18 protein-coding genes are annotated in these 19,978 nt (G+C 58.1%); 12 read left to right on the forward strand and 6 right to left on the reverse strand.

Annotated features, from left to right (window positions below):
- Positions 1–60: 60 nt before the first annotated feature.
- Positions 61–1,173, forward strand: a complete 1,113-nt coding sequence (locus DXT96_RS19000) for a hypothetical protein (RefSeq protein ID WP_153515961.1) — start codon at positions 61–63, stop codon at positions 1,171–1,173.
- A 507-nt stretch (positions 1,174–1,680) separates the two neighbouring features.
- Here DXT96_RS19000 and DXT96_RS19005 read toward each other — a convergent pair.
- Both DXT96_RS19005 and DXT96_RS19010 read right to left on the reverse strand, forming a co-directional pair.
- The gene (locus DXT96_RS19005; protein WP_149900706.1) at positions 1,681–2,055 is read right to left on the reverse strand and encodes a VOC family protein; all 375 of its coding nucleotides are present in this window, start codon (positions 2,053–2,055) and stop codon (positions 1,681–1,683) included.
- A 39-nt stretch (positions 2,056–2,094) separates the two neighbouring features.
- On the reverse strand, positions 2,095–2,901 hold the full coding sequence (locus tag DXT96_RS19010; protein WP_153515962.1) for a helix-turn-helix domain-containing protein: 807 nt from the start codon (positions 2,899–2,901) through the stop codon (positions 2,095–2,097).
- Between the two features lie 432 nt (positions 2,902–3,333).
- Here DXT96_RS19010 and DXT96_RS19015 point away from each other — a divergent pair, with 432 nt between their 5' ends.
- Genes DXT96_RS19015 through DXT96_RS19025 form a run of 3 tightly spaced genes read left to right on the forward strand, consistent with a single transcriptional unit; the run spans position 3,334 to position 6,445 of the window.
- Complete coding sequence (locus DXT96_RS19015; RefSeq protein WP_153515963.1) at positions 3,334–5,364, forward strand: FUSC family protein; 2,031 nt, start codon at positions 3,334–3,336, stop codon at positions 5,362–5,364.
- Positions 5,361–5,570, forward strand: a complete 210-nt coding sequence (locus DXT96_RS19020; RefSeq protein WP_149900703.1) for a DUF1656 domain-containing protein — start codon at positions 5,361–5,363, stop codon at positions 5,568–5,570. The genes DXT96_RS19015 and DXT96_RS19020 overlap by 4 nt, the downstream gene beginning before the upstream one ends.
- Positions 5,567–6,445, forward strand: coding sequence for an HlyD family secretion protein (locus tag DXT96_RS19025; protein WP_153515964.1), 879 nt, complete (start codon positions 5,567–5,569; stop codon positions 6,443–6,445). The genes DXT96_RS19020 and DXT96_RS19025 overlap by 4 nt, the downstream gene beginning before the upstream one ends.
- Positions 6,446–6,820: 375 nt before the next feature.
- Here DXT96_RS19025 and DXT96_RS19030 read toward each other — a convergent pair whose 3' ends face one another.
- The 3 genes from DXT96_RS19030 to DXT96_RS27210 all read right to left on the reverse strand — a co-directional run bounded on the left by DXT96_RS19030 (position 6,821) and on the right by DXT96_RS27210 (position 8,406).
- A complete protein-coding gene (locus DXT96_RS19030; RefSeq protein WP_153515965.1) occupies positions 6,821–7,576 on the reverse strand; it encodes an anti-sigma factor in 756 nt (251 codons plus the stop codon).
- Positions 7,573–8,115, reverse strand: coding sequence for an RNA polymerase sigma factor (locus DXT96_RS19035; RefSeq protein ID WP_153515966.1), 543 nt, complete (start codon positions 8,113–8,115; stop codon positions 7,573–7,575). Before DXT96_RS19035 ends, DXT96_RS19030 begins: the two co-directional genes overlap by 4 nt.
- Positions 8,116–8,238: 123 nt before the next feature.
- Complete coding sequence (locus tag DXT96_RS27210; RefSeq protein WP_246670589.1) at positions 8,239–8,406, reverse strand: hypothetical protein; 168 nt, start codon at positions 8,404–8,406, stop codon at positions 8,239–8,241.
- Between the two features lie 189 nt (positions 8,407–8,595).
- Here DXT96_RS27210 and DXT96_RS19040 point away from each other — a divergent pair, with 189 nt between their 5' ends.
- Positions 8,596–9,633, forward strand: a complete 1,038-nt coding sequence (locus tag DXT96_RS19040) for a S8 family serine peptidase (protein ID WP_246670590.1) — start codon at positions 8,596–8,598, stop codon at positions 9,631–9,633.
- A gap of 78 nt (positions 9,634–9,711) precedes the next feature.
- Here the strand turns inward: DXT96_RS19040 and DXT96_RS19045 are convergent, their stop codons facing one another.
- The gene (locus DXT96_RS19045) at positions 9,712–9,969 is read right to left on the reverse strand and encodes a hypothetical protein (RefSeq protein WP_153515967.1); all 258 of its coding nucleotides are present in this window, start codon (positions 9,967–9,969) and stop codon (positions 9,712–9,714) included.
- A 240-nt stretch (positions 9,970–10,209) separates the two neighbouring features.
- Here DXT96_RS19045 and DXT96_RS19050 point away from each other — a divergent pair, with 240 nt between their 5' ends.
- From DXT96_RS19050 to DXT96_RS19080, 7 genes are all read left to right on the forward strand, one after another.
- The gene (locus DXT96_RS19050; protein ID WP_371418922.1) at positions 10,210–11,691 is read left to right on the forward strand and encodes an SLC13 family permease; all 1,482 of its coding nucleotides are present in this window, start codon (positions 10,210–10,212) and stop codon (positions 11,689–11,691) included.
- Positions 11,692–11,837: 146 nt separating this feature from the next.
- Complete coding sequence (locus tag DXT96_RS19055; protein WP_153515968.1) at positions 11,838–13,013, forward strand: glycerate kinase; 1,176 nt, start codon at positions 11,838–11,840, stop codon at positions 13,011–13,013.
- A gap of 401 nt (positions 13,014–13,414) precedes the next feature.
- The gene (locus DXT96_RS19060) at positions 13,415–15,826 is read left to right on the forward strand and encodes a TonB-dependent receptor (RefSeq protein ID WP_153515969.1); all 2,412 of its coding nucleotides are present in this window, start codon (positions 13,415–13,417) and stop codon (positions 15,824–15,826) included.
- Between the two features lie 170 nt (positions 15,827–15,996).
- Positions 15,997–16,920 (forward strand): iron-siderophore ABC transporter substrate-binding protein, encoded by a 924-nt coding sequence (locus tag DXT96_RS19065; protein ID WP_246670591.1) that lies wholly within the window; start codon positions 15,997–15,999, stop codon positions 16,918–16,920.
- Positions 16,917–17,945, forward strand: coding sequence for an iron ABC transporter permease (locus DXT96_RS19070; protein ID WP_153515971.1), 1,029 nt, complete (start codon positions 16,917–16,919; stop codon positions 17,943–17,945). Before DXT96_RS19065 ends, DXT96_RS19070 begins: the two co-directional genes overlap by 4 nt.
- A complete protein-coding gene (locus DXT96_RS19075; RefSeq protein ID WP_153515972.1) occupies positions 17,942–18,928 on the forward strand; it encodes an iron ABC transporter permease in 987 nt (328 codons plus the stop codon). The genes DXT96_RS19070 and DXT96_RS19075 overlap by 4 nt, the downstream gene beginning before the upstream one ends.
- Positions 18,915–19,709, forward strand: a complete 795-nt coding sequence (locus DXT96_RS19080) for an ABC transporter ATP-binding protein (RefSeq protein ID WP_153515973.1) — start codon at positions 18,915–18,917, stop codon at positions 19,707–19,709. Before DXT96_RS19075 ends, DXT96_RS19080 begins: the two co-directional genes overlap by 14 nt.
- The last annotated feature ends 269 nt before the right edge of the window (positions 19,710–19,978 follow it).

Genomic DNA, 19,978 nt, shown 5'->3' on the forward strand with positions numbered 1-19,978 from the left:
TTCGGGCGCCTGATACAGGAAACTTGTTATAAATCTTTTCCAGCAGGTTGGTTGTCGCCAATGAATATTTCAGTCTTCACCTGGAATTTACAGAACTTTTCAGAAAGCAAGGCCCGTGAACTCTCCCGCGATGTGGCTGATCATATTGTGGCGGTCCTTGAGGATGGCGATAATAAGGACCGCAAATTTTTAGGGACCTTGCTGGAAATCAATGCTCCGCCAAGGACAAGGGCCCGTGGACTGAATTCGATAGACGTTATCGTGGACTTGATAAAACAGGCTTTCGATCCACACAGGGCGAAATATTCGCCCACCGTGGTTGCCTTTGATTGTGGCGGCCTTGCCTACACCCGTGAGTGGATAATTATAATTTACCAGGGCATCGAAGTTCTGGATGTCAAAAAGCTCGGCTTTCCGGCAAATCTGCGCCCCTATATCGATAAAGCCAATCAGGAGGCTATACAGGCAGCCCATGATGCACGGAAATTGCTCAGAAAGGCATATATCACGAACCCATACGCGACTGCGGTTCCAGTCATCGAGCAAACGTCGCTGAACAAGAAACGGTCGGCATCTGCTGTCGAGGGATCAGACGACATTGACAGCGATGAAGACGGAGGCATTATCGGGAAGAAAAAACTCCACTCGGATACCAGCCCCGTCTACTCCGTTAAGGGGCAGGACTATCATTTGAGGCTGGATTCCGTCAAACGATGGGGTGCCAAGGTCGCCAATCAGGAAACGGGTTGGTATCGGGATGGTTGCGTCATCACCGCAGCAGTGAAAATGCCCCGCAGTTACGCCAACATCACGATTACGTCCGCGCACTTGCCCGGGCCGAATTTCACAAGCATGGACAAGAATATCGTTCCCGTATTTGTCGACACAAGTGTCATTCACGGAGCGGACATTATGATCGGGGACCTGAACCACTGGGGTTCGATAAAACGGCGCTTTTACAAAGATCTGAGCGCCGGACTTGAAAAGGGCACAACTCTTCTGCAGACATTGCCCACGGCATTGTCGAATTTCAAGGCCGACCGCGCGATCCTTCGTAAGGGCGGGAGATGGAAAGATGCTGTTACAAGAGTTGACGCGGCAGACCCCTTGTTAAACAGAAGCTTCGAACGCATTTCTGATCATGCAATGCTCACGGTTGTCCTTGAGCGCTGACATACTTGTCTCCTGTCTCCGATCCGGTCGCGGCCAGGGTTTCAAAAGCACTACCCCGTTCTCCCGTCAGTTAGAAGCCAATGTTTCGCGAGGCGATGAAGGTTCGACGTCTGCAGCAAGGCTCATCTCACGATTTCGTTCGCCAACCGGTCAATGCAACGAGGTCGGCCAGTCGCTCCTTATAGGAAACAGACCTCTGATGATCACCTAGTCTAACCCGGAGAGCTACCTCGTCGCCTGCCGTTCAACCCAAAATCGAGCGTGTTTATAGTTGCGTACTTCAATTGAAGCCGCGACCTCGAACAATATGCGCTCTCCACGGCGACAAAAAATGTACGCAGCGGGTCTATTCTGGTTCTTCTAAGTGCCCTGCCTTCTCTTGCCGCAGATGACGTCGATGAACTGACCCGCAAGGTCTCCAACCCCGCCTCTTTATGTTAAGCGTCCTCGTCCATTCGGATTTCGATATCGGTCGCTGGGCATTACTAGGAGCTACGCACAGCTACCTCATTTCAGCTGATGCGTCCGCGCGGAAAGTTTGTTTCCGTCGGGGTCGCGAAGATATGCGACGAACGCGCCGTTCGGTCGTTCCGTAGGCGGGCTCTCGATTGACGTGCCGCCGTGTGCGACACCAGCGGCATGCCATGCCACGACATGGTCGGGGGTCGTCGCCGCAATACCGATCGTTCCGCCGTTGGCAGCGGTCGCCGGCTTCCCGTCGATCGGTTTCGTTATCATCAGCCGCCCTCCTTCATGTGCGTAGAGCAGTCGGCCTCGCGCATCCATCTCGCCGGGCTTGCCCCCTAGGGCAACAAAGGTGGCGTCGTAGAAATTTCTAGACCGCTCCAGGTCGTTACTGCCGATCATGATGTGGGTGAACATGCCTTATCTCCTCTCAGGTGATAACTGAATTTCATGATGCTACCGGTCAAAGTTACCTAAATATCTGGCTGGCGATGTGCCAAGCGCTTTCTTGAACATGGTGATAAACGCAGACACGGATTCATATCCAAGGTCGCCCGAAACCTGCTGAACTGTCGACCCGGCCGCAAGGCTGCGGATTGCGACGATCAATTGCAGCTGCTGTCGCCAACGACCGAATGTGAGGCCGGTCTGGTGCTGGACGAGACGTGCGAGCGAATTCTCACTCATCCCCACCCGCCTTGCCCATAGCGCCATCGTACTACGATCGGCAGGATGGTCGGCCAGCTCCGATGCAATCCGCACAAGCCGGGGCTCATCTGTAAGCGGGAGATGAAGATGCTCTATCGGCATCCGCGGCAACGCCGACAGAAGCAGTGTTGCCATGAGTTCTGAATCTGCGGTCACTGCTGCGGGCTGATTAGCCATCTCAATGATAAGTTCCCGGATGAGCGGGGATAGAGACAGTGTGCAGCACCGGTCTGGCAGATCGGCGGCGCCCGGCTCGATGAACAGAAAAAACAAACGGGCGTTGGCGGTTGCCACGTTGCTATGCGGCATGCCGCCGGGAACCCAGACGCCGCAATGGGGCGGCACCATCCACATCCCGCTTGGAACGCGACATGTCACGCCGCCCCGTGAGGCCATGACAAGCTGCCCTTTTTGGTGGCGGTGTTCAGGTGCCTCCCGTTCGTTCTGGGATACGTCGATCCTCACAGCGTGCACTCGCGCCGCGGACTTTTCTAGATCGTGGTCGCCCAGGGCTGCAGAAAGGGATAGGGGCGGATGGTGGAATTTAGTCATCATTTGAGAGGATATCTAAATTCATCAACAGGCTTTGTCGATAGAGTCATTCCAGATAATTCGGAGAACGACAATGCCGGTGCAAAATCATGAGCCTGGATACTGGTCTGATATCTTTCAGACAGAAATTCGATTGCCTCAGACGTGCTATTCCAAGCATTGCATCATGCTTCCAGACAGCGTGGGGCGCGGGGCCAGTCGCATAGCTATCGCGCGAATGGCCGTGAAAACCTTCCTTGAGAGAGTTGGCGTTTGGTTTGCCCGCCGATCACGGACACCGTCGGTCGTTTCACGCGCTGATCTGTCGGATGCTTATATGCATGCATGCTTAGCGACACCGTTTTTTTGCTACGTCTCGCCTGAACTCTATGGACTGACCACCTCCAGGGGTGACAGAGGCGCGACGCAGGTCGACGCTCACCCGGTGGATGACTTATGAGCGTTCGAACCTTTGTCGCCCCCGGGAACGTGATCTTTTCATTGAAGACATTCCTAGCGGCAATGCTTGCTTATTACATCGCAATAAGGTTCGATCTGCCGCGACCGTTTTGGGCGGTTTCAACCGTCTACATCGTTGCTCATCCCCTTTCGGGCGCCATCTCATCAAAATCGTTCTATCGACTGCTGGGAACGCTGATCGGGGGCGCCGCGACCATCATTATGGTCCCAAATCTCGTGAACTCACCCGCACTGCTTTCCGCAGCGATTATCTTGTGGGTGTCGGGATGCACGTTCATCAGCCTTCTTGACCGCACACCCCGCAGCTATGTTTCCCTGCTGGCCGGATACACCGTGCTTCTCGCAGGATTGCCACTTGTCACGGCGCCGGCAAGCACGTTTGACACTGTCGTTGCGCGGGTCGAGGAGATCGGACTTGCGATCCTGTGTGCCTCGATCGTCAGCCACGTTGTTTTTCCAGTCCATGTCGGCACAGCACTGCTCGGGCGGGTCGATGCTTGGATGGCAAGGGCGCAGGCGCTCCTTGCGGCAACTGCAACCGCCAGGGCGGATCAAGCCCGAAACAGAGCGGAACGATACGCCTTGGCGGCAGAAGCGGCGGACCTGCGGTCGTTCACAGTCCACCTTCGATATGACGGATCGAGATATCGATCTGCCGTTTCGCTTCTGAGGTCACTGCAGCACCGCATGGTCGCCATTCTTCCGTTGTTGAGCGAACTCGAGGATCAGCGAAGGGCATTGGCCAGGCTCGATACTCCGGGCACGGAGCAGGCCATGTCGATGATTGCGGCGATCGGATCGACATCGTTAAGCTCCCCGGAACTCTTCGGGATCAAAACCAATGCGCCAGCCTCTTTCGAAGCGCCTCGATCATGGGAAGTGCTTCTTCTTGCTAATGTTTCGCGGAACTTGCGGGATATTGCTCAAGTTTCTCGTGAGTATCAGTCGCTTCGAGACGCTTTGAAGGAAGAGAATGCAGCGAGGGCAGTTGGTCGCTTCGCGTCTCGGGAAAACATCCCAGCCCAGCACGCTGACATCGCCATGGCGTTGCTTTCGGCACTGGCGGTTGCGATCTGCCTCACAACATCAATCACCTTCTGGATCGCCAGCGCGTGGACCGACGGCATGACATTTGCCCAGATTTCAGGCGTACTTTGCTGCCTTCTGGCGACGATGGACGATCCGGTGCCAGCCATGCGCAAATTCGTGTACGTCACCATCGGGTCGGTCATCGCGGCGTCCGTCTATGCCTTCGCGATCCTTCCGCTGATCGATGGTTTTGTGCCGCTTGTCGCTGCACTAGGCCTCTTCCTGATACCTGCAGGGATTTGCCTTGCCGTGCCTTCGCTTGCGATCGTCGGCATGGGCCTTTGTATAAACTTTCCACTTCTTCTTACCCTTCAGGCACACCAGAGCAGCGACTTCATGACGTTTGCAAACTCGGGTACCGCGACTGTTCTTGGGATGGTCTGGGCGATCGTGGTGTGCGGCATCTTCCGATCTGTGAGGGCCGAGACGAATGCCAGGAGGCTTTTCTCAGTGACACAGACGCATATCGCCGGGATCGCGGCGGGCCAGCATGCCGACGCGCATGTCACGCGCCATCACGTCATCGACGTGGCAGGCATGTTTGCAGTCAGGGCGGCGAAACTACCCGCCACATCCGACGCCTCCGATGCCGACCTGATGAGGGACCTGCGCGCGGGGCTCCACATAACGGCAATGCAGGTGCGCTCGAACGAAGCCTCGATACCTGTTTGTGTCCGGGCCGAAGTCATCTTCTCAGCTTTGGAGCTCTTGTATCGGATGACGCCCGCCAAGCGTGGCGAGGCCATGGAGCGTGCACTTGGTATGCTGGACGCCTTTATTCTTTCGACCGCGGACCTCTCCGTAACGGACGCCGACACGGAACTCATGGTGCACGCGGCCGCTCTTCGTCTGTGCCTCGCACCGGAGACGGATCCTCCGGTTTCGACAACGTCTCCATCGAATAGGAATGCCAAGTGACCGGACAATTCGACCTCTATGGTGTCTTCCTGCCTTGGTTCTCCGCACTCGCGGTGTGTGCATACGGCCTGCTCCGGGTGCTCATGCCGGTGTTCGGCAGACTGAGGCTTTATTCAGCGGTGTGGCATCGCTCACTGTTCAACCTCGCACTTTATATCACTCTCCTTGGCGTGCTTTCCGCTGTTCTCAACTGGTTGCAGACATGACAAATTTTACCATCACCTTTGGCAGAGCCCTATTGACCTTATCCATGACATGTTGCGCAGCGGTTCTAAGCTGGCACCTGTGGTCTTTCTACATGGAAGCGCCGTGGACACGGGACGCTCACATCCGGGCAGATATCGTTCGTCTGGCACCAGATGTGTCGGGACCCGTCACAGAGGTTTTGGTATCCGACAACGCGCAAGTCGAGAAAGGGATGCCCCTGTTTCGGATCGAAGCAAACCGTTTCGAACTCTCTCTGCGCCAGGCAGAGGCCCAAGTGCAGAGCAGTAAGGCCGCAGCTGATCTGGCAAAGATCGAATTCGAACGATATCAACTGCTCGCCTCTAAAGAAGCAGCCAGCCTCAAGGAGCGGCAGCACGCAGAAAGCCTGCGGTACCAGGCAGACGCCACTTACCAATCGGCACTCGTCGCCCTTGATCTCGCGAAGCTGAACCTTGACCGGACAACCGTAAGAGCGCCAGTCTCGGGCAAAATCACGAACTTCCCTTTACGTCGAGGCAACTATGTCTCCGCCGGAAATGCGGTCGGGGTGCTAATAGAAAGTGACGCCATCTACGTTGCGGGGTACTTTGAAGAAACAAAACTCCCGCGGATCCATGTCGGAGATAGCGCGAAGATCGAGATAATGGGAGAACGGCAGCCGATTATCGGCCATGTCGCAGGTGTTGCCGCCGGGATTGAGGATCGCGAGCGAAGCGATTCTGCAGGCTCGCTGGCTAGCGTTGCTCCGACATTTTCATGGGTCCGCCTGGCCCAGAGGATTCCGGTGCGAATTGAGATCGACGACGTTCCGAAGTCGGTCAGCCTGATTGCGGGAAGGACCGCAACAGTCTCTGTTGAGCCGAGGAGCGACTGAGGCGTAAAGCCATCCTATGCGCCGGAATACGTAGATCGAGGTGCACGCGCGTCCCAACGTTTTCGTGACCCCAATCTGCAAGGGTAGACTTGAGGGTCCCTCGGCGATGAGCCCTGCATTTTGTCTGGTTTAAGGCATTCCGAAAGCATGGTGCCTAGGACCACGTTAGCCCGCAAAGCGGGCCACTCCAACCCATTCGCGTTGAACGGATACGAACCTGCGGCCTGGTTAAACACTGGTCTTCCCTGCCTTAAATTTAACAAATGGTCAAAGGCTTGTTTTCGCCCCAAAACCTGCGCCATGATCGCGTTCTCCTCGCGGCATATGCGAGGAGAACGGTGCAGATCGGAACTTATTCCGCGCGCATCTGAAAAATCATTCGGCCTTGCCCGCAAGCGCGTTTTTTTCCGCTTCGGCGGAAAGCGGTTCACCGGCGTCGATCGAGGCCAGATAGGCATCGATCGTTTCCTGGGAAGATGCCGGCACATACCCCTCCGCACGTGGCGACGACAGAGCAAGACGCGTGACCCAGTTTCCATCCGAGCGACAGGCAACGGTTGCCGTCGCCTCGTTCTGTCGTTTCACCTCGTATTCCCGGCAGAGTTCACCCTGGCCATCGATAAAACTCGAAACGATATGCAGCGCCTCGGATTTACCAAGCGCGACATCGCTGCCGGAGGGTTGCCGGTCGAGGGCGGCGGAAAGGGCGCTTTCGGGGGCGGCACCCGGTTCGACACTTCCACGCCCTGCCATATAACCGCCGACACCGGTGATGACGGCAAGAATGGAGGCTGCGATCGGCATCATCCACGGCTGCCCGCTGCGGACTGCTGTCCGCTTTCCGGCTCGTTGGAAAGCAAGGACATTGTTTTCGGCCTCACTCGCAGCCTTGGTTTCAGCGGCTTCGGCCATACGCCGCACGTTTGCGGCAAGCGCTTCAGGCACCGGCTCATCGATCAGCGGTTTCATGGCAGATCCAACCGCCATTCGTGTGTCGAGAAAGACGGCCAGACGTTCGGCCAGGGCATCGTCGGTCTCAAGCGCCGCTTCCAGACGCCGGCCGGTCGCGGCGTCAAGTTCGCCATCGGCGAACGCCATCAATGTCTCGTCGTCAAAATGTTCCATGGTCATGCAACGCCGCCTTTCGTATCGGACGAACGTTTCTCCCCGAAACTTATTCCCGTCAGTTCAGCCAGATTTTTACGCGCCCGCGCCAGACGGCTCATAACCGTGCCGATGGGGATGGAGAGCACATCGGCCGCGTCGCGATAGCTCAGTTCTTCCACGCAGACCAGAACCAGCACTTCGCGCTGTTCTTCCGGCAATTTCTGCATGGCGGTCGCCACTTCCATCAGTTCCATGCGTGCATGGGTTGCGGTCTCTCCAGAAGGAACCGACACGTCATAAGCTTTCTCGATCTCCTCCTGCGGGCCTGCAGTGCGGGCGCGGCGGAGATGATCGATCCAGAGATTGCGCAGGATGCGGAACATCCAGGCATCGAAGCGGGTGTCGGGCGCAAAACTTTCGGCCGCAACGATTGCCCTCTCGCAAGCAGCCTGCACGAGATCATCGGCCAATTCACGTGAATGGCAGAGCGAGATCGCAAACCGACGCAGGTTGGGCAGAAACTCAACCAACCGCTGCGGCACTGTGGGCGTGTCATTCGTCATGTATGTTGTTTGGCACGATACGGAATATTTTGTCGAGACAAACGTTTATCCAAGATAGCGTTCCCGTATATGTTAGGAATGCTTCGGCTGTTTTCCACCGGAGGTAGCGCCTTGTCGATGACTTCACCGATCCGCTTCAGGTTTTTTATCGCGATTCTCATCGCTGGCGGTGGCGTGACTGCGCCGCCAGTGCTTCAGTCCGTTGGTATCGCACCCGGAATCACCGCGGCGTTTGCTGATGATGACGACGGAGGCGATGACGATGGAGACGATGGTGGCAGCGGCAGCCACGGTGGCTCTTCCAATGGCGGAAACGGCTATGATGCTCGGCGGCCACGAGGTGATTTGCGTTCGCTGTTCGGCTGGCCATTCAAACGGGCGGAACGCCGCGCACCCCCAACACGCACCGTCTCCGTTCCCAATCGTGCCCCAAATGAAATCGTAGCGTTGGGACTCCAAGAGGCCACGATCGCAAACCTGATGCAGGACGGGTTCGTAGTCGACGAACGGACGCCTATCGCGCTTACCGGCAGCGAAATGGTCAAGCTGACGATACCGCGCGGCATGACGCTGGAGGCGGCCCGGCAGGCAGTCGGCACCGCGGCGCCTGCCGCTTCTGTGGATTTCAATCATTTTTATCAGCCCGAGCAGAAGGAAACGCCACCCTGCCCCGGCGGCAACTGCAAGCTGGCAAGGCATATCGTCGACTGGCCACAGGATGCCGGGTATGGACGGGCCACAAGCTGCGCCACGCCCCTGCCGATCGGCCTGATCGACACTGCCATCAACGCCGATCATGCCTCGCTTGCCGATGCGGCGATCGAAGTGCTGCGATTGGGAGACGGCGCGGAGCCGACATCTGCAGCGCAGCACGGCACTGCCGTTGCCGCCCTTCTGGTCGGGTCTGCCAGCAGCCGCGCTCCGGGTCTGCTGCCCGGCGGCAAACTGGTCGCGATTGATGCCTTTCAGCGTTATCGCAAGGCCGCCGATATCGCAGACATTTACGATCTCATCCGGGCTCTCGATATGCTCGCCGTCCGAAACATCCGGATCGTGAACTTGAGCCTGAGCGGGCCGCCGAACACGCTGTTCGAACAGGCTGTGCGTGCCACCATATCGAAGGGCACAATCCTGATCGCGGCCGCAGGCAACGACGGCCCGAACGCCAAGCCGGTCTATCCCGCAGCTTATGCGGATGTAATCGCCGTAACGGCCGTGGACAGAAATATGAAGCCTTACCGCCGTGCGATTCGTGGCGAGCATATTGACATTGCTGCCCCAGGCGTCGGTGTATGGACAGCCGCTTCCGTTTCCGGTGGAAGGCAAAAGAGCGGTACTTCTTTTGCAGCACCCTTCGTCGCGGCCGCCGCCGCGCTGCTACTCGGCGCCGCCCCCGAAATGAGACCGGATGAGGTTGCGGATGCCCTCACGCGTTCGGCAAACGACATGGGAGAGCCGGGCAAGGACGCGATTTTCGGCTGGGGTCTTCTGAACGCAAAGATTCTGTGCCAGAGTTGATGTCGCTAGTGCTGTGCCTGAAAACAAAATGCCCGGCGCATGGCCGGGCACGAAATGTCTGTTTTCGATGACGGAATATCAATCATCATCGTCGTCGTCCTCATCATCGTCATAGTCACGGGAACCGCCACGAAATCTCGGCCATCCGTCATCCCCGCCACGATACCGACGGTCATAACGGCGATCGTCGTCATCATCATCGTCCACCAGGATAACCTGCGAGGATGCGACTGTGTGCGGGTGCACCTGCGGCATGGCTTGGGCCTGATGTACTGACGCCGCCAGTGTGACGGTGGCAAGCAGGGCCATCGCGCTCGTGGCAAGAACTTGGCTCATGACTGTTCTCCTTCCATGTTTCATGTCGATACCAGTCGATGAACGCCGTTGAAGCCGGTTTATTCCGAGCGCCATACATTTTTTTCGGCATCTCTTCTTTTCTCGAAAAAGCATCACGGCCGGGAATATCAGCCGTCATCAAACGTTCACAACCAGACCCGGGGAGATCCAAGGCCGACTGACCGCCTCCCCACGATCTGAAACAGCCTTCTGATGACGGCGTAATCCAAAGGAGGCCAAGTGGTGGCGCACCTCATGTCCTTGCCCATGGCAAATCCGCAGAAAGACCAAACGGCGACTGTGGTATCCGAACCTGTTGTATCTTTGAAACATCTCAAGCAGGTGGTCGCAGCACTGCTCATCGGTTTTGCAGCCGTGCTGATCTTTCTGGCAATCGATGGCCTGACTATGTCGATGCGGGCAACGCTCTTCATCTTCTTCTCGGCGATCACCGCATGGACCATCCTTGAGTTGCCGGAGACTCCGGTCGCGCTGGCAGGTGCTGTCGCATTGGCTGTCGTCGGCGCCATACCGGAGGATCAGGTTTATCGCTCGCTGGGCAATGACATCATCTGGCTGCTTCTGTCAGCCTTCGTGATTGCCGGCGTGTTGCGGCATGTGGGCCTGATCGAGCAGGTGATGGATCGCCTGATGCCCAGGATGCGCAGTATCCGCTCGATGTTCTGGATGCTGACGCTTCTTACCTTCGCAACCGCTTTTATCATTCCCTCGACATCTGCCCGCGCCGCAATCCTGATGCCGGTCTATCTCGGCTTGTCATCCGCAATTGGCAATGCGCGGATTTCCCGTGCACTCGGCCTGCTTTTTCCCACCGTCATCCTGCTCTCGGCCGGTGCGTCACTGATCGGTGCCGGCGCACATCTCGTTGCTGCCGGTTTCCTGTCTCGCCTCACCGGGAGCCAACCGGATTTCATCGGCTGGCTGGTTCTGGCCGGCCCATTTTCACTGGCTACCTGCCTGATTGCCTGCATCATCCTTCTGCACGTGTTCCTGACGAGGGAGGAACGCGAAATGGCACCAGGTGGAAACGTCTCACCAAAACGCCCCACATCGCTTTCGCGCGAACAGATCGCCGTCGCCGCAGTGGTCTGCGCCACCGTGTTGATGTTTTCCACCCAATCCCTTCACGGCATCGGCATGGCGCTGGTCGGCGTGGTGGCAGCGCTTGTGTTGTGCATGCCCAATGTCTCCGGCATGACGCTGAAAGCCGCCCTGAAAACCGTCGAATGGAACCTGCTGCTGTTCATGGCAGGAACATTGGTCATCGGTGAAGCATTAATCGAAACGGGCACGGCCCAGATGCTGGCCGATCGGCTGGTGAGCCTCTTTCGCCAAAGCATGATCACCGCACCGATCGCAATCATCTCGTTTGCCGTCATCATCGCCACTTTTTCCCATCTGGTGATCACATCGCGCACGGCGCGGGCCACGGTGCTCATCCCCGCCTTCGCGCTGCCGCTCTCGGCCCTCGGCGTCGATCCCTCAATTCTTGTGATGGTCGTCACACTGGCCAGCGGCTTTTGCCAGATGACCATGGTATCGGCGAAACCAGTCGTGCTGTTCGGTGGCTTGGAGCCCCCGGCCTTTACACAGGCCGATCTGCGCAAGCTCGGTTACATCCTTGTCCCGCCTTTCATGTTTCTCCTTATTCTGGTGGCAACCATATTGTGGCCGATACAGGACTTCGCCACAGAAAAATAAGCAAAAACAACAATCTAAAAGCCTCAAGAGCCCGGCTATGAGGCTCTTTTTTTTATTTAGCCGAATAAATTTATTGGCGGCTGGAATAAGCACTCGGCCATCACGTTTTCCTCATGTCACAAACATGTCATGAAAGGATAATTCCCATGCCCTTCCGCGTCGTTGTCGCCCCTTCCGGTTTCAAGGAAAGCCTCTCTGCCGAACAGGCCGCTGACTGCATCGAAAAAGGCGTTCTGCGCGCATTTCCAGGCTCGGTCGTCAACAAGGTGCCGATGGCCGACGGCGGCGAAGGATTCACCCGAGCGCTGGTCGGCGCCACCCATGGCACGATCCATCCTGTCACCGTCACCGGACCGGTCGGAGAGCCGGTGCAGGCCTTTGTCGGTTTCCTTGGTGGTGGCGCCGAGCCAACAGCAGTGATCGAGATGGCTGCTGCTGCGGGCCTCAGCCTCGTCCCACGCGATCGTCGCAATCCTTGCCTGACCACAAGTTATGGTGTCGGCGAGCTTGTGCGCGCAGCGCTCGACCTGGGCGCCAAGCGGATTTTGCTCGGTTGCGGCGATAGCGGCATCAACGATGGCGGTGCCGGCATGGCACAGGCGCTCGGCATCCGCCTTCTGGATGCCAACGGCAACGAACTGGATCGTGGCGGTGCAGCTTTGACGCAGTTGAACCGTATAGACATCACCCCCCGCGACCCACGCCTCGCACATGTGCGCATTGATGCCGCCGTCAACTGGCACAACCAGCTTCTTGGCGAGCGTGGTGTCGCTCGCGTCTTTGGGCCACAGAAGGGTGCGACGCCGGAACAGGTGGAAAATCTTGCTGCGGCGATGGAAATCTACGCAGCCCGCATCAAAGACGCCACCGGTCTCGATGTCGGCTCAGCGCCGGGCGCTGGCGCATCGGGCGGACTGGGAGCAGCCGTTCTCGGTCTGCTTTGCGGCAGACTTCATCCCCGCTATGAGATTGTCATGCAATATCTGGAAATCGACGATTACATTCGTGATGCCGATCTGGTCATCACCGCGGAAGGAAGCCTCGATGGTCAGACGCCCTTTGGCAAGGTTCCTGCGGAGGTCGCGCGGCGCGCCAAGGAGGTCGGTGTTCCGGTGGTGGCGCTTGCAGGTACGATCGGCAAGGGCGTGAGGCTCAATCTGGATTGCGGTATCGATGCTTTCGCGTCAATCCTGACACGGCCATGCTCATTGGAAGACGCCATCTCGTCTGCTCCGAAGCTTCTTGCTCGTTCCGCGGAAGACGCGGTTCGGATGATCATGATCGGCACGACCTTGCGGCTACCATTGGCCAAAGTGGGATAAGGTTTTGCGGACTCGCTCACTTGTTATTAGCTGAAGTGAACGCCACCAGATCCGAAGGCTAACCAAGAACTTGGCTTGACTGTACGACTGATTTGGAGTCGGAACCGGAATGATCTTTTCTAATATCCAAACTGAGATAGCGGCCAATTCCGGTTTTATCTGGCTGAAGATGGTGAATACTGTCCCACCTTCGTGCTGAAGGCACCCGCCGATCGGGATGAAGAACTTCGTCTCGCCATGCGCCAATACCTCGGCGTCGCGTGAGCGATCATTTTCTTAAATTTTTCTCCAGACCGGAGTCCCAAGTCCAAACAGCCAATCGTCTAGATCACGAGTGAATGTGTAGCCATTCCTCGTGGTGAACTTGCGGCGCCTTGAACGCCGCACGATTGGGGGTTTCTATGACTAAGACTAAATCCGTCTCGCGCGGGGCTGGGGCGAGCCTCAAGGCGGTGTTTCTGGCGGGAACAGCACTCGTGATGCTGAGCCCCATGCTGCCGGCAATGGTGCAAGAAGCTGCAGCACAGGCGTCCGAGCGAGCGATCGCGGTGCGGCCCGGCCCGTTGACGCCGGCGCTGAACAACCTCGCCGCCCAGACCGGCCTGCAAATCCTGTTCGATGCATCGGTCGCCGAGGGGAAGACGACCCGTGGTGTGAATGGCACGCTGACGCCGGAACAGGCGTTGAGGACAGTGCTCGCCGGAACAGGCGTGGATGCCCGCTTTGCAGGAAGCAACCAGGTGACGCTGCAGACCGGTGCGGCCACTTCCGGCGCGACAGCTGACGGCACCACGCAGCTTGAGGCAATAACGATTTACGGCGCCCGCAATGCGTCGACGTTGGGTGCCACGACCACCAGCGTTGCCATCGTCAATGCCGAAACCCTTGTCGAAAGCCAGATTCGCACGACGCAGGACACCTATCGTCGCATGGCAAACGTACTGGACAGCGCCACGGTCAACGCCGGGTTCGTCATCCGTGGCATGAGTTCTGAAGGTCTCGTCCCGTCCGGCGGGCCGGCCGGCTCAGTCTATGTCGACGGTATCGTTCAGACGCGTTACAATGCCCGTTTCGGGGCACGTAACCTCTGGGACGTCGAGCAGGTTGAGGTCTATCGCGGCCCGCAATCGACGCTTTCAGGCCGTGCGGCCATGACCGGCGCCATCTATATCAAGTCGAAAGATCCGACCTTCGACAGGCAGGTCGAACTTTCCGGCACCGTTGGCAGCGACGACCTCGCGGGCACGGCCTTCATGGTGAATACGCCCGTCGTCGAGGACCAGATGGCGTTGCGCATCTCGGGCGCTTTCGAGCGTTCGCACGCCCAACCCAATTACTCAAATTTCAGTATTTTTGACAATTTCGATGACCTTACGACCGACATTAGCGGTGTCGTTCGCGCCAAGGTGCTGATTACGCCCTCGGAAATGCCGGACACCCGCGCACTGCTCACTTACTCCTACTCGAAGGACCGGCCCAACGACGCGCTTGTTGGCCTCGATACGGGCCGCGGCGACTTCAACGATTCCCCGGTTACCTATACGGAATATCGCTGGACGGAAGCGCACAATGTCGGCCTCGAGGTTACGCATGATTTCTCGAATACGCTGCGCTTCACCTCGCAGACCGGCTATCAATATGGCATCAACAACCGGCGCTCCATCGACTACGGCACGCCAGGAACCATCTATGGAAGCACTGGCGAAGATGACAACTCCATCTTCACGCAGGAGTTCCGCCTCAACTACGAAGGCGATCGCTGGAAATGGGTTGCCGGCGTGTACGGCAGCCACGAGGTCTGGGATGGCGCGACAGACTTCATCGTAGACTATCCCGGCTTCGGGCCGGTGCAACTCAGCGACACGCAGAATCGCAGAACATCGAACTTCGCCGTCTTTGGTGAAGCTACCTATGAATTTGCACCCACGTGGTTCGCAACCGTTGGCGGCCGTCTCGATTATCTGAAAGACAGGGACTACCAGCGAAACTACTTTGGCCTGATCGATCCGTCTGCCGTCCTGGCGGGTACCCCGTCATCCCTGAACGAATTGAATTTCGTGCCGAAGGTGGGCATTTCCAAGGAGCTCAGCGATACCCAGACGGTCGCCTTGACTTATACGCAGGGATTCCGCTCGGGCGGTTCCTATATCGACCGGCTGGATCCGACCAATTTCAAGGTCGCCACATACGATCCGGAGTTTTCCCAGAACGTCGAATTATCTTACAAGGGTATGCATCTCGACGACCGGCTGACACTCAATGCGAACCTGTTTTATACGAAATACGACGACCAGCAGATAGAAATCCGCCCGAACCCCGCTATCCCGGGCTATCGCATCACCTCGAATGCTGCAACGTCGAGAGCCTGGGGATTCGAAATCGAGCCGACCTACGAGGTTACGGATCAATTCACGGCCTTCACCTCGATCGGTTATCTCAATACGAAGTTCCTGGAATTCAACCATGCTTCCATCGGCGACCAGTCAGGAAAGGCTTTTCCTGAAGCCCCGGAATTAAGCTGGGCTTTCGGCGGACGTTATGAGTTCGATAACGGTGTCTTCGTTGGCGCCGATGCCAAGTACACGACAAGCTACAATTCGCGCTTCGGCACGAAGGGTATGTACGATATCGACCCGCGCTTCATCGTAAATGCGCAGACGGGCTTCAAGAAGGACAATTGGGAAGTGACCGCCTTCGTGGAAAACCTCACGGACGAGAAATATTTCACGATCGTGGATCGCGACGCGGCAAAGCCCTTTGGCCAGCAGGGCAAGGGTCGCTCCTACGGCCTGAACGTCCGCGTGAAGTTCTGACGAACCAGGCTGTGGGGCGTCTTGCCGCACAGCCTTTTCCACCTTGCAGGATTTCCGCCCTTCCTCGAAAGGCAGGAATCCTGCAATTCTTTGTTTTTACGCATTTTCCGGACGTAGAACCGCTACGCACCTCTTCCTGGAAATGCTCTAACGACGAAATGATACCTGCCTTGCGCTTCTGTCTCGCTCTTCTCGCCTTTCTCCTTCCCGCCTCGTTTTCGCAGGCTGCCTGCGAGGGAAAGGCCATAACCGAGGGTGTCTACAATCCACCCTTCTGTATTCCGGCGGACGTAAAACGAATCGTGACGCTGGATCCGCTCATCACCCTTGGACTGCTGATCGAACTTAAGGCGCCCGTCGTTGCGACGCCCTATATGGCGATCACCGAGGATGAGGTTCTCGACGCGGTGAAGGCCCAGAAGATGGTCGACCTCGGCAATCCCAGGGAACCGAGCCTCGAGCGCGTGGCGGCGCTGAAGCCGGATCTCATCATCGGATCGGCAGAGGTTCACTCGGCGATTTACGAGCAGGCTGCACAGATCGCGCCAACCGTCCTCTTCAAGCATATGGACTGGAAGGCATATCTTCAGCGCCTTTCCGAAGTGACCGGCAGGGAAGGCGTGGCAAACGACGCACTCAAGGCTTACGACAGCCGCGTCGCCGGGATCCGCGCGCGGATGAAGGACCAGAACCTGACGGTCTCGACCGTCCGTTTCGCGCCAGACCGTTTCGTTGTCTTTGTGGATGGGCCTAACGCCTATGCCCCCTTTGCCGTGCTGCGCGAGGCAGGTGTGAAGCGCGCCGCTTACGAGACTGTCACCGATGGAACGATCGTCAAACGGCCAGATTGGGAGGAACTCGCCAATCTCGATGGTAACGTGCTGCTCTACGTTTCTGCCAGCGGTTTCGAAAGCGGCCCGGACGATGCGCTCGAAAAGCAGGTGACCGAGAACCCTCTCTGGCAATTGCTGCCAGCCGTGCAGGCCGGACGCGCCCATCGGGTCGATCGCGGTCCCTGGCAGAGTTTCCACGGTATCGGTTCGGCAAATCGCATTCTCGACGATGTCGAGCGATATGTACTGGCTGATCAATGATCGACCGAAAGGCCGCTCGGCCCGTCACTGCCTGTAGCGTGCGGTCGCTTGCGCTCGCAGTGCTCCTCTGTCTGCTCATTCTTGCCGCCATGAACGCCGTTGCACTCGGTACATCTGCCATGTCGTTTTCCACCATAACGGCCGCTATTTTCCAGTTCGATGGCTCGCGCGACCATCTTCTCGTCACGACCATTCGCCTGCCCCGCGTCATTGCCGCACTGCTGTCCGGCAGTGCACTCGCTGTTTCCGGCGCCATCATGCAGGCGGTCACCAACAACCCGCTCGCCTCTCCCGGCCTGCTCGGCATCAACGCCGGCGCATCATTTGCCGTCGTTTTGGTGATGACACTCTTTGGCACGGGCATCGGCGACATCTATGTCTGGTTTGCCTTCATCGGCGCCGGTATCGCCGCCATCGTCGTCTATGCACTCGGTTCAATTGGCGCTGTCGGACACTCCCCGCTCGGGCTCGTGCTGGCGGGCGCCATCGTCGCAACCTTCCTGACCTCGCTGACCGCCGCGATCCTGATCTTCGACCAGAGCACGCTCGATGCAGTTCGCCTGTGGACCGCAGGTTCGGTGACGGGGAGAACCATGGCGCAGGCGAAAACCGTTGCGCCCTATATCCTCACCGGCCTCATCGCCGCTCTCTTTCTTGGCCGGCATCTCACGACGCTCAGCCTCGGCGCGGATGCCTCGCGTGCACTCGGACAGAACCCGGTCATTTGGCGCGGTGCATCTGTCGTCGTCGTCATCCTGCTTGCGGGCGGTGCCGTGGCACTTGCCGGACCGATTGGTTTCGTCGGCCTCGTCGTTCCGCATATGGTGCGCATGATTGCCGGTGTTGACTATCGCTGGGTTATCCCTTTTTCGGCGCTCGGCGGCGCACTGCTGGTTGTCGTCTCCGATACCGTCGGGCGACTTGTCTTTGGAAGTCAAAGTTTCCCCGTCGGCGTGACGATCGCGCTCATCGGCGCGCCGTTCTTCCTGTATCTCGCCCGAACGCGCCTTAGAGGCTCGGCATGATCCGGCTTCTCACCATCCTCGCCCTCCTGCTCGCCATCCTCGTCGCAGCAAGCCTCGCTTTTGGCGATGTTCCTCTGACCTGGCAGGAACTCTACAATGTCATCGTCGGGATGGGGGAGCCTGCTCCACAGAGCACGATGATCGTCTTCGATTTGCGTTTGCCGCGAGCGCTTCTCGCCCTTCTCGTCGGCGTGGCGCTTGCGACCGCAGGCACGATCACGCTTGCGATCATGCGCAATCCATTGGCCGAGCCCGGTGTTCTCGGAATCAACAGTGGCGCTGTGGCGGCAGCCATGGCCGTCATCGTTCTGATGCAGAACCCGTCGATCGCGCTTTTGCAGGCAGCCAGCTTCCTGGGCGCCGCCATCATGGCGCTGGCGGTCTATGCCCTTTCCTGGCGCGGCGGCACGTCCTCGCTCCGCATCATCCTCATCGGCATCGGCCTCTCCTCCCTCGCAACGGCTGGAACGACCTTTCTCTCCGCATTCGGCGACATTGGCGATGTACAGCGCGCCATGATCTGGCTTGCGGGCAGCGTTTACGACGCGAATATGGGCAAGGTCCAACTTCTCGCCCTATCACTCATTGTTCCGGTAGTGTTTGCCTTTCTCGCCGCGCGCGAACTCGATCTGATCCGCTTCGGCGATCATTCCGCCAAGAGCCTCGGTCAGCCAGTCGATCGCGCCCGTGGCCTGATGATCGTGCTCGTCACGGTGCTTTCGGGCGCTGCCGTAGCGGCCTCCGGCCTCATCGGCTTCGTCGGTCTCGTCGCGCCGCACATAGCCCGGCGGCTCACCGGGGCATCGCATGCCCGGATGCTGCCTGTCGCCGCACTTGTCGGCGCCTGCCTCGTCGTCGCTGCCGATCTCATCGGTCGCATCCTCCTGCCGCCCGTGCAGCTTCCGGCCGGCATTGTCACCAGCCTCATTGGTGCACCTTTCTTTGCCTATCTTCTCTGGGGACGCCGCCATGGCCAAGGATAAGCAACTCCCTGCCAAGATTGCCGGCAAGGGCATCTACATCGCCTACGGCCAGCGCCGCATCGTCGAGCGGCTCGACCTCGCTGTCCCGGAACGGCGCTTCACGGCGCTGATCGGGCCGAACGGCAGCGGCAAATCCACGCTTCTGCGCAGTTTCGCGGGGCTTATGAAGCCTTCCGGCGGCAGCGTTCTTCTCGATGGGCAGGACTTGAACGACCTCTCGACCCGTGAGGTCGCTCGCAAGGTGGGCGTTCTGCTCCAGGGGCCTGTCGCACCGGAGGGGCTTACGGTCAGCGATCTTGTGCGGCAGGGACGGTATCCACATCGCTCGCTTTTCAGCCGCTGGTCGGCGCAGGATCAGGAAGCATGCGATGAGGCACTCATGCTGACTGGCACAGCGGATCTTTCCGACCGTGCGCTGGACAGCCTTTCCGGTGGTCAGCGCCAGCGCGCGTGGATCGCAATGACGCTGGCGCAGCAAAGCGAAGCGATCCTGCTTGACGAACCCACGACGTATCTCGATCTCGAACATCAGATCGAGCTGATGAACCTCATTACGGCGCTGGTCGCCAAGCACGGAAAGACGGTTGTCGCAGTTCTCCATGACATCAACCAGGCGGCCCGCTACGCCCAGCATATCGTTATACTCCACGACGGCAGGGTCACGGCGGCAGGAACGCCCGATGCGGTCATCTCATCGGAGACGATCTTGGATGTCTTCAAGGTGAAGACAGTCGTGATCCGCGATCCCGTTGCGGGAACGCCGCTCTGCATTGCGCTGTGAGCACCACAGCCGTTACCGAAATATCACACCGCCGCCTGTTTTGAACATTCGGCCTGTCTAATGCGCAACCCCGAGCCAAAACGTGGGAGATGGAATCGAGCAACGAAATCAGGCATAAAGATGAGTTTTTAACTCTTGATTTATCCAGAGGCCGCCCGTTGGTTTTGAATGTTTCTAACCTATTGCACTTGCATGGGTTTTATAGATTAGCTAGCCATCGGTCTTCGAGATTCAGCAGTACTTATGCTGAACTGGCTGTTGGTTGGGAA

The organism is Agrobacterium sp. ICMP 6402 (genome assembly GCF_009498615.1).
Lineage (GTDB): Bacteria > Pseudomonadota > Alphaproteobacteria > Rhizobiales > Rhizobiaceae > Agrobacterium > Agrobacterium burrii.

Coding starts and splice junctions, on each gene's coding strand:
- DXT96_RS19000 (WP_153515961.1), top strand. CDS start 61: ATGAATATTTCAGTCTTCACCTGGAATTTACAGAACTTTTCAGAAAGC.
- DXT96_RS19070 (WP_153515971.1), top strand. CDS start 16,917: ATGATCGACCGAAAGGCCGCTCGGCCCGTCACTGCCTGTAGCGTGCGG.
- DXT96_RS19060 (WP_153515969.1), top strand. CDS start 13,415: ATGACTAAGACTAAATCCGTCTCGCGCGGGGCTGGGGCGAGCCTCAAG.
- DXT96_RS19005 (WP_149900706.1), bottom strand. CDS start 2,055: ATGTTCACCCACATCATGATCGGCAGTAACGACCTGGAGCGGTCTAGA.
- DXT96_RS19035 (WP_153515966.1), bottom strand. CDS start 8,115: ATGACGAATGACACGCCCACAGTGCCGCAGCGGTTGGTTGAGTTTCTG.
- DXT96_RS19080 (WP_153515973.1), top strand. CDS start 18,915: ATGGCCAAGGATAAGCAACTCCCTGCCAAGATTGCCGGCAAGGGCATC.
- DXT96_RS19055 (WP_153515968.1), top strand. CDS start 11,838: ATGCCCTTCCGCGTCGTTGTCGCCCCTTCCGGTTTCAAGGAAAGCCTC.
- DXT96_RS19015 (WP_153515963.1), top strand. CDS start 3,334: ATGAGCGTTCGAACCTTTGTCGCCCCCGGGAACGTGATCTTTTCATTG.
- DXT96_RS19075 (WP_153515972.1), top strand. CDS start 17,942: ATGATCCGGCTTCTCACCATCCTCGCCCTCCTGCTCGCCATCCTCGTC.
- DXT96_RS19040 (WP_246670590.1), top strand. CDS start 8,596: ATGCAGGACGGGTTCGTAGTCGACGAACGGACGCCTATCGCGCTTACC.
- DXT96_RS19030 (WP_153515965.1), bottom strand. CDS start 7,576: ATGACCATGGAACATTTTGACGACGAGACATTGATGGCGTTCGCCGAT.
- DXT96_RS19010 (WP_153515962.1), bottom strand. CDS start 2,901: ATGATGACTAAATTCCACCATCCGCCCCTATCCCTTTCTGCAGCCCTG.
- DXT96_RS19025 (WP_153515964.1), top strand. CDS start 5,567: ATGACAAATTTTACCATCACCTTTGGCAGAGCCCTATTGACCTTATCC.
- DXT96_RS19045 (WP_153515967.1), bottom strand. CDS start 9,969: ATGAGCCAAGTTCTTGCCACGAGCGCGATGGCCCTGCTTGCCACCGTC.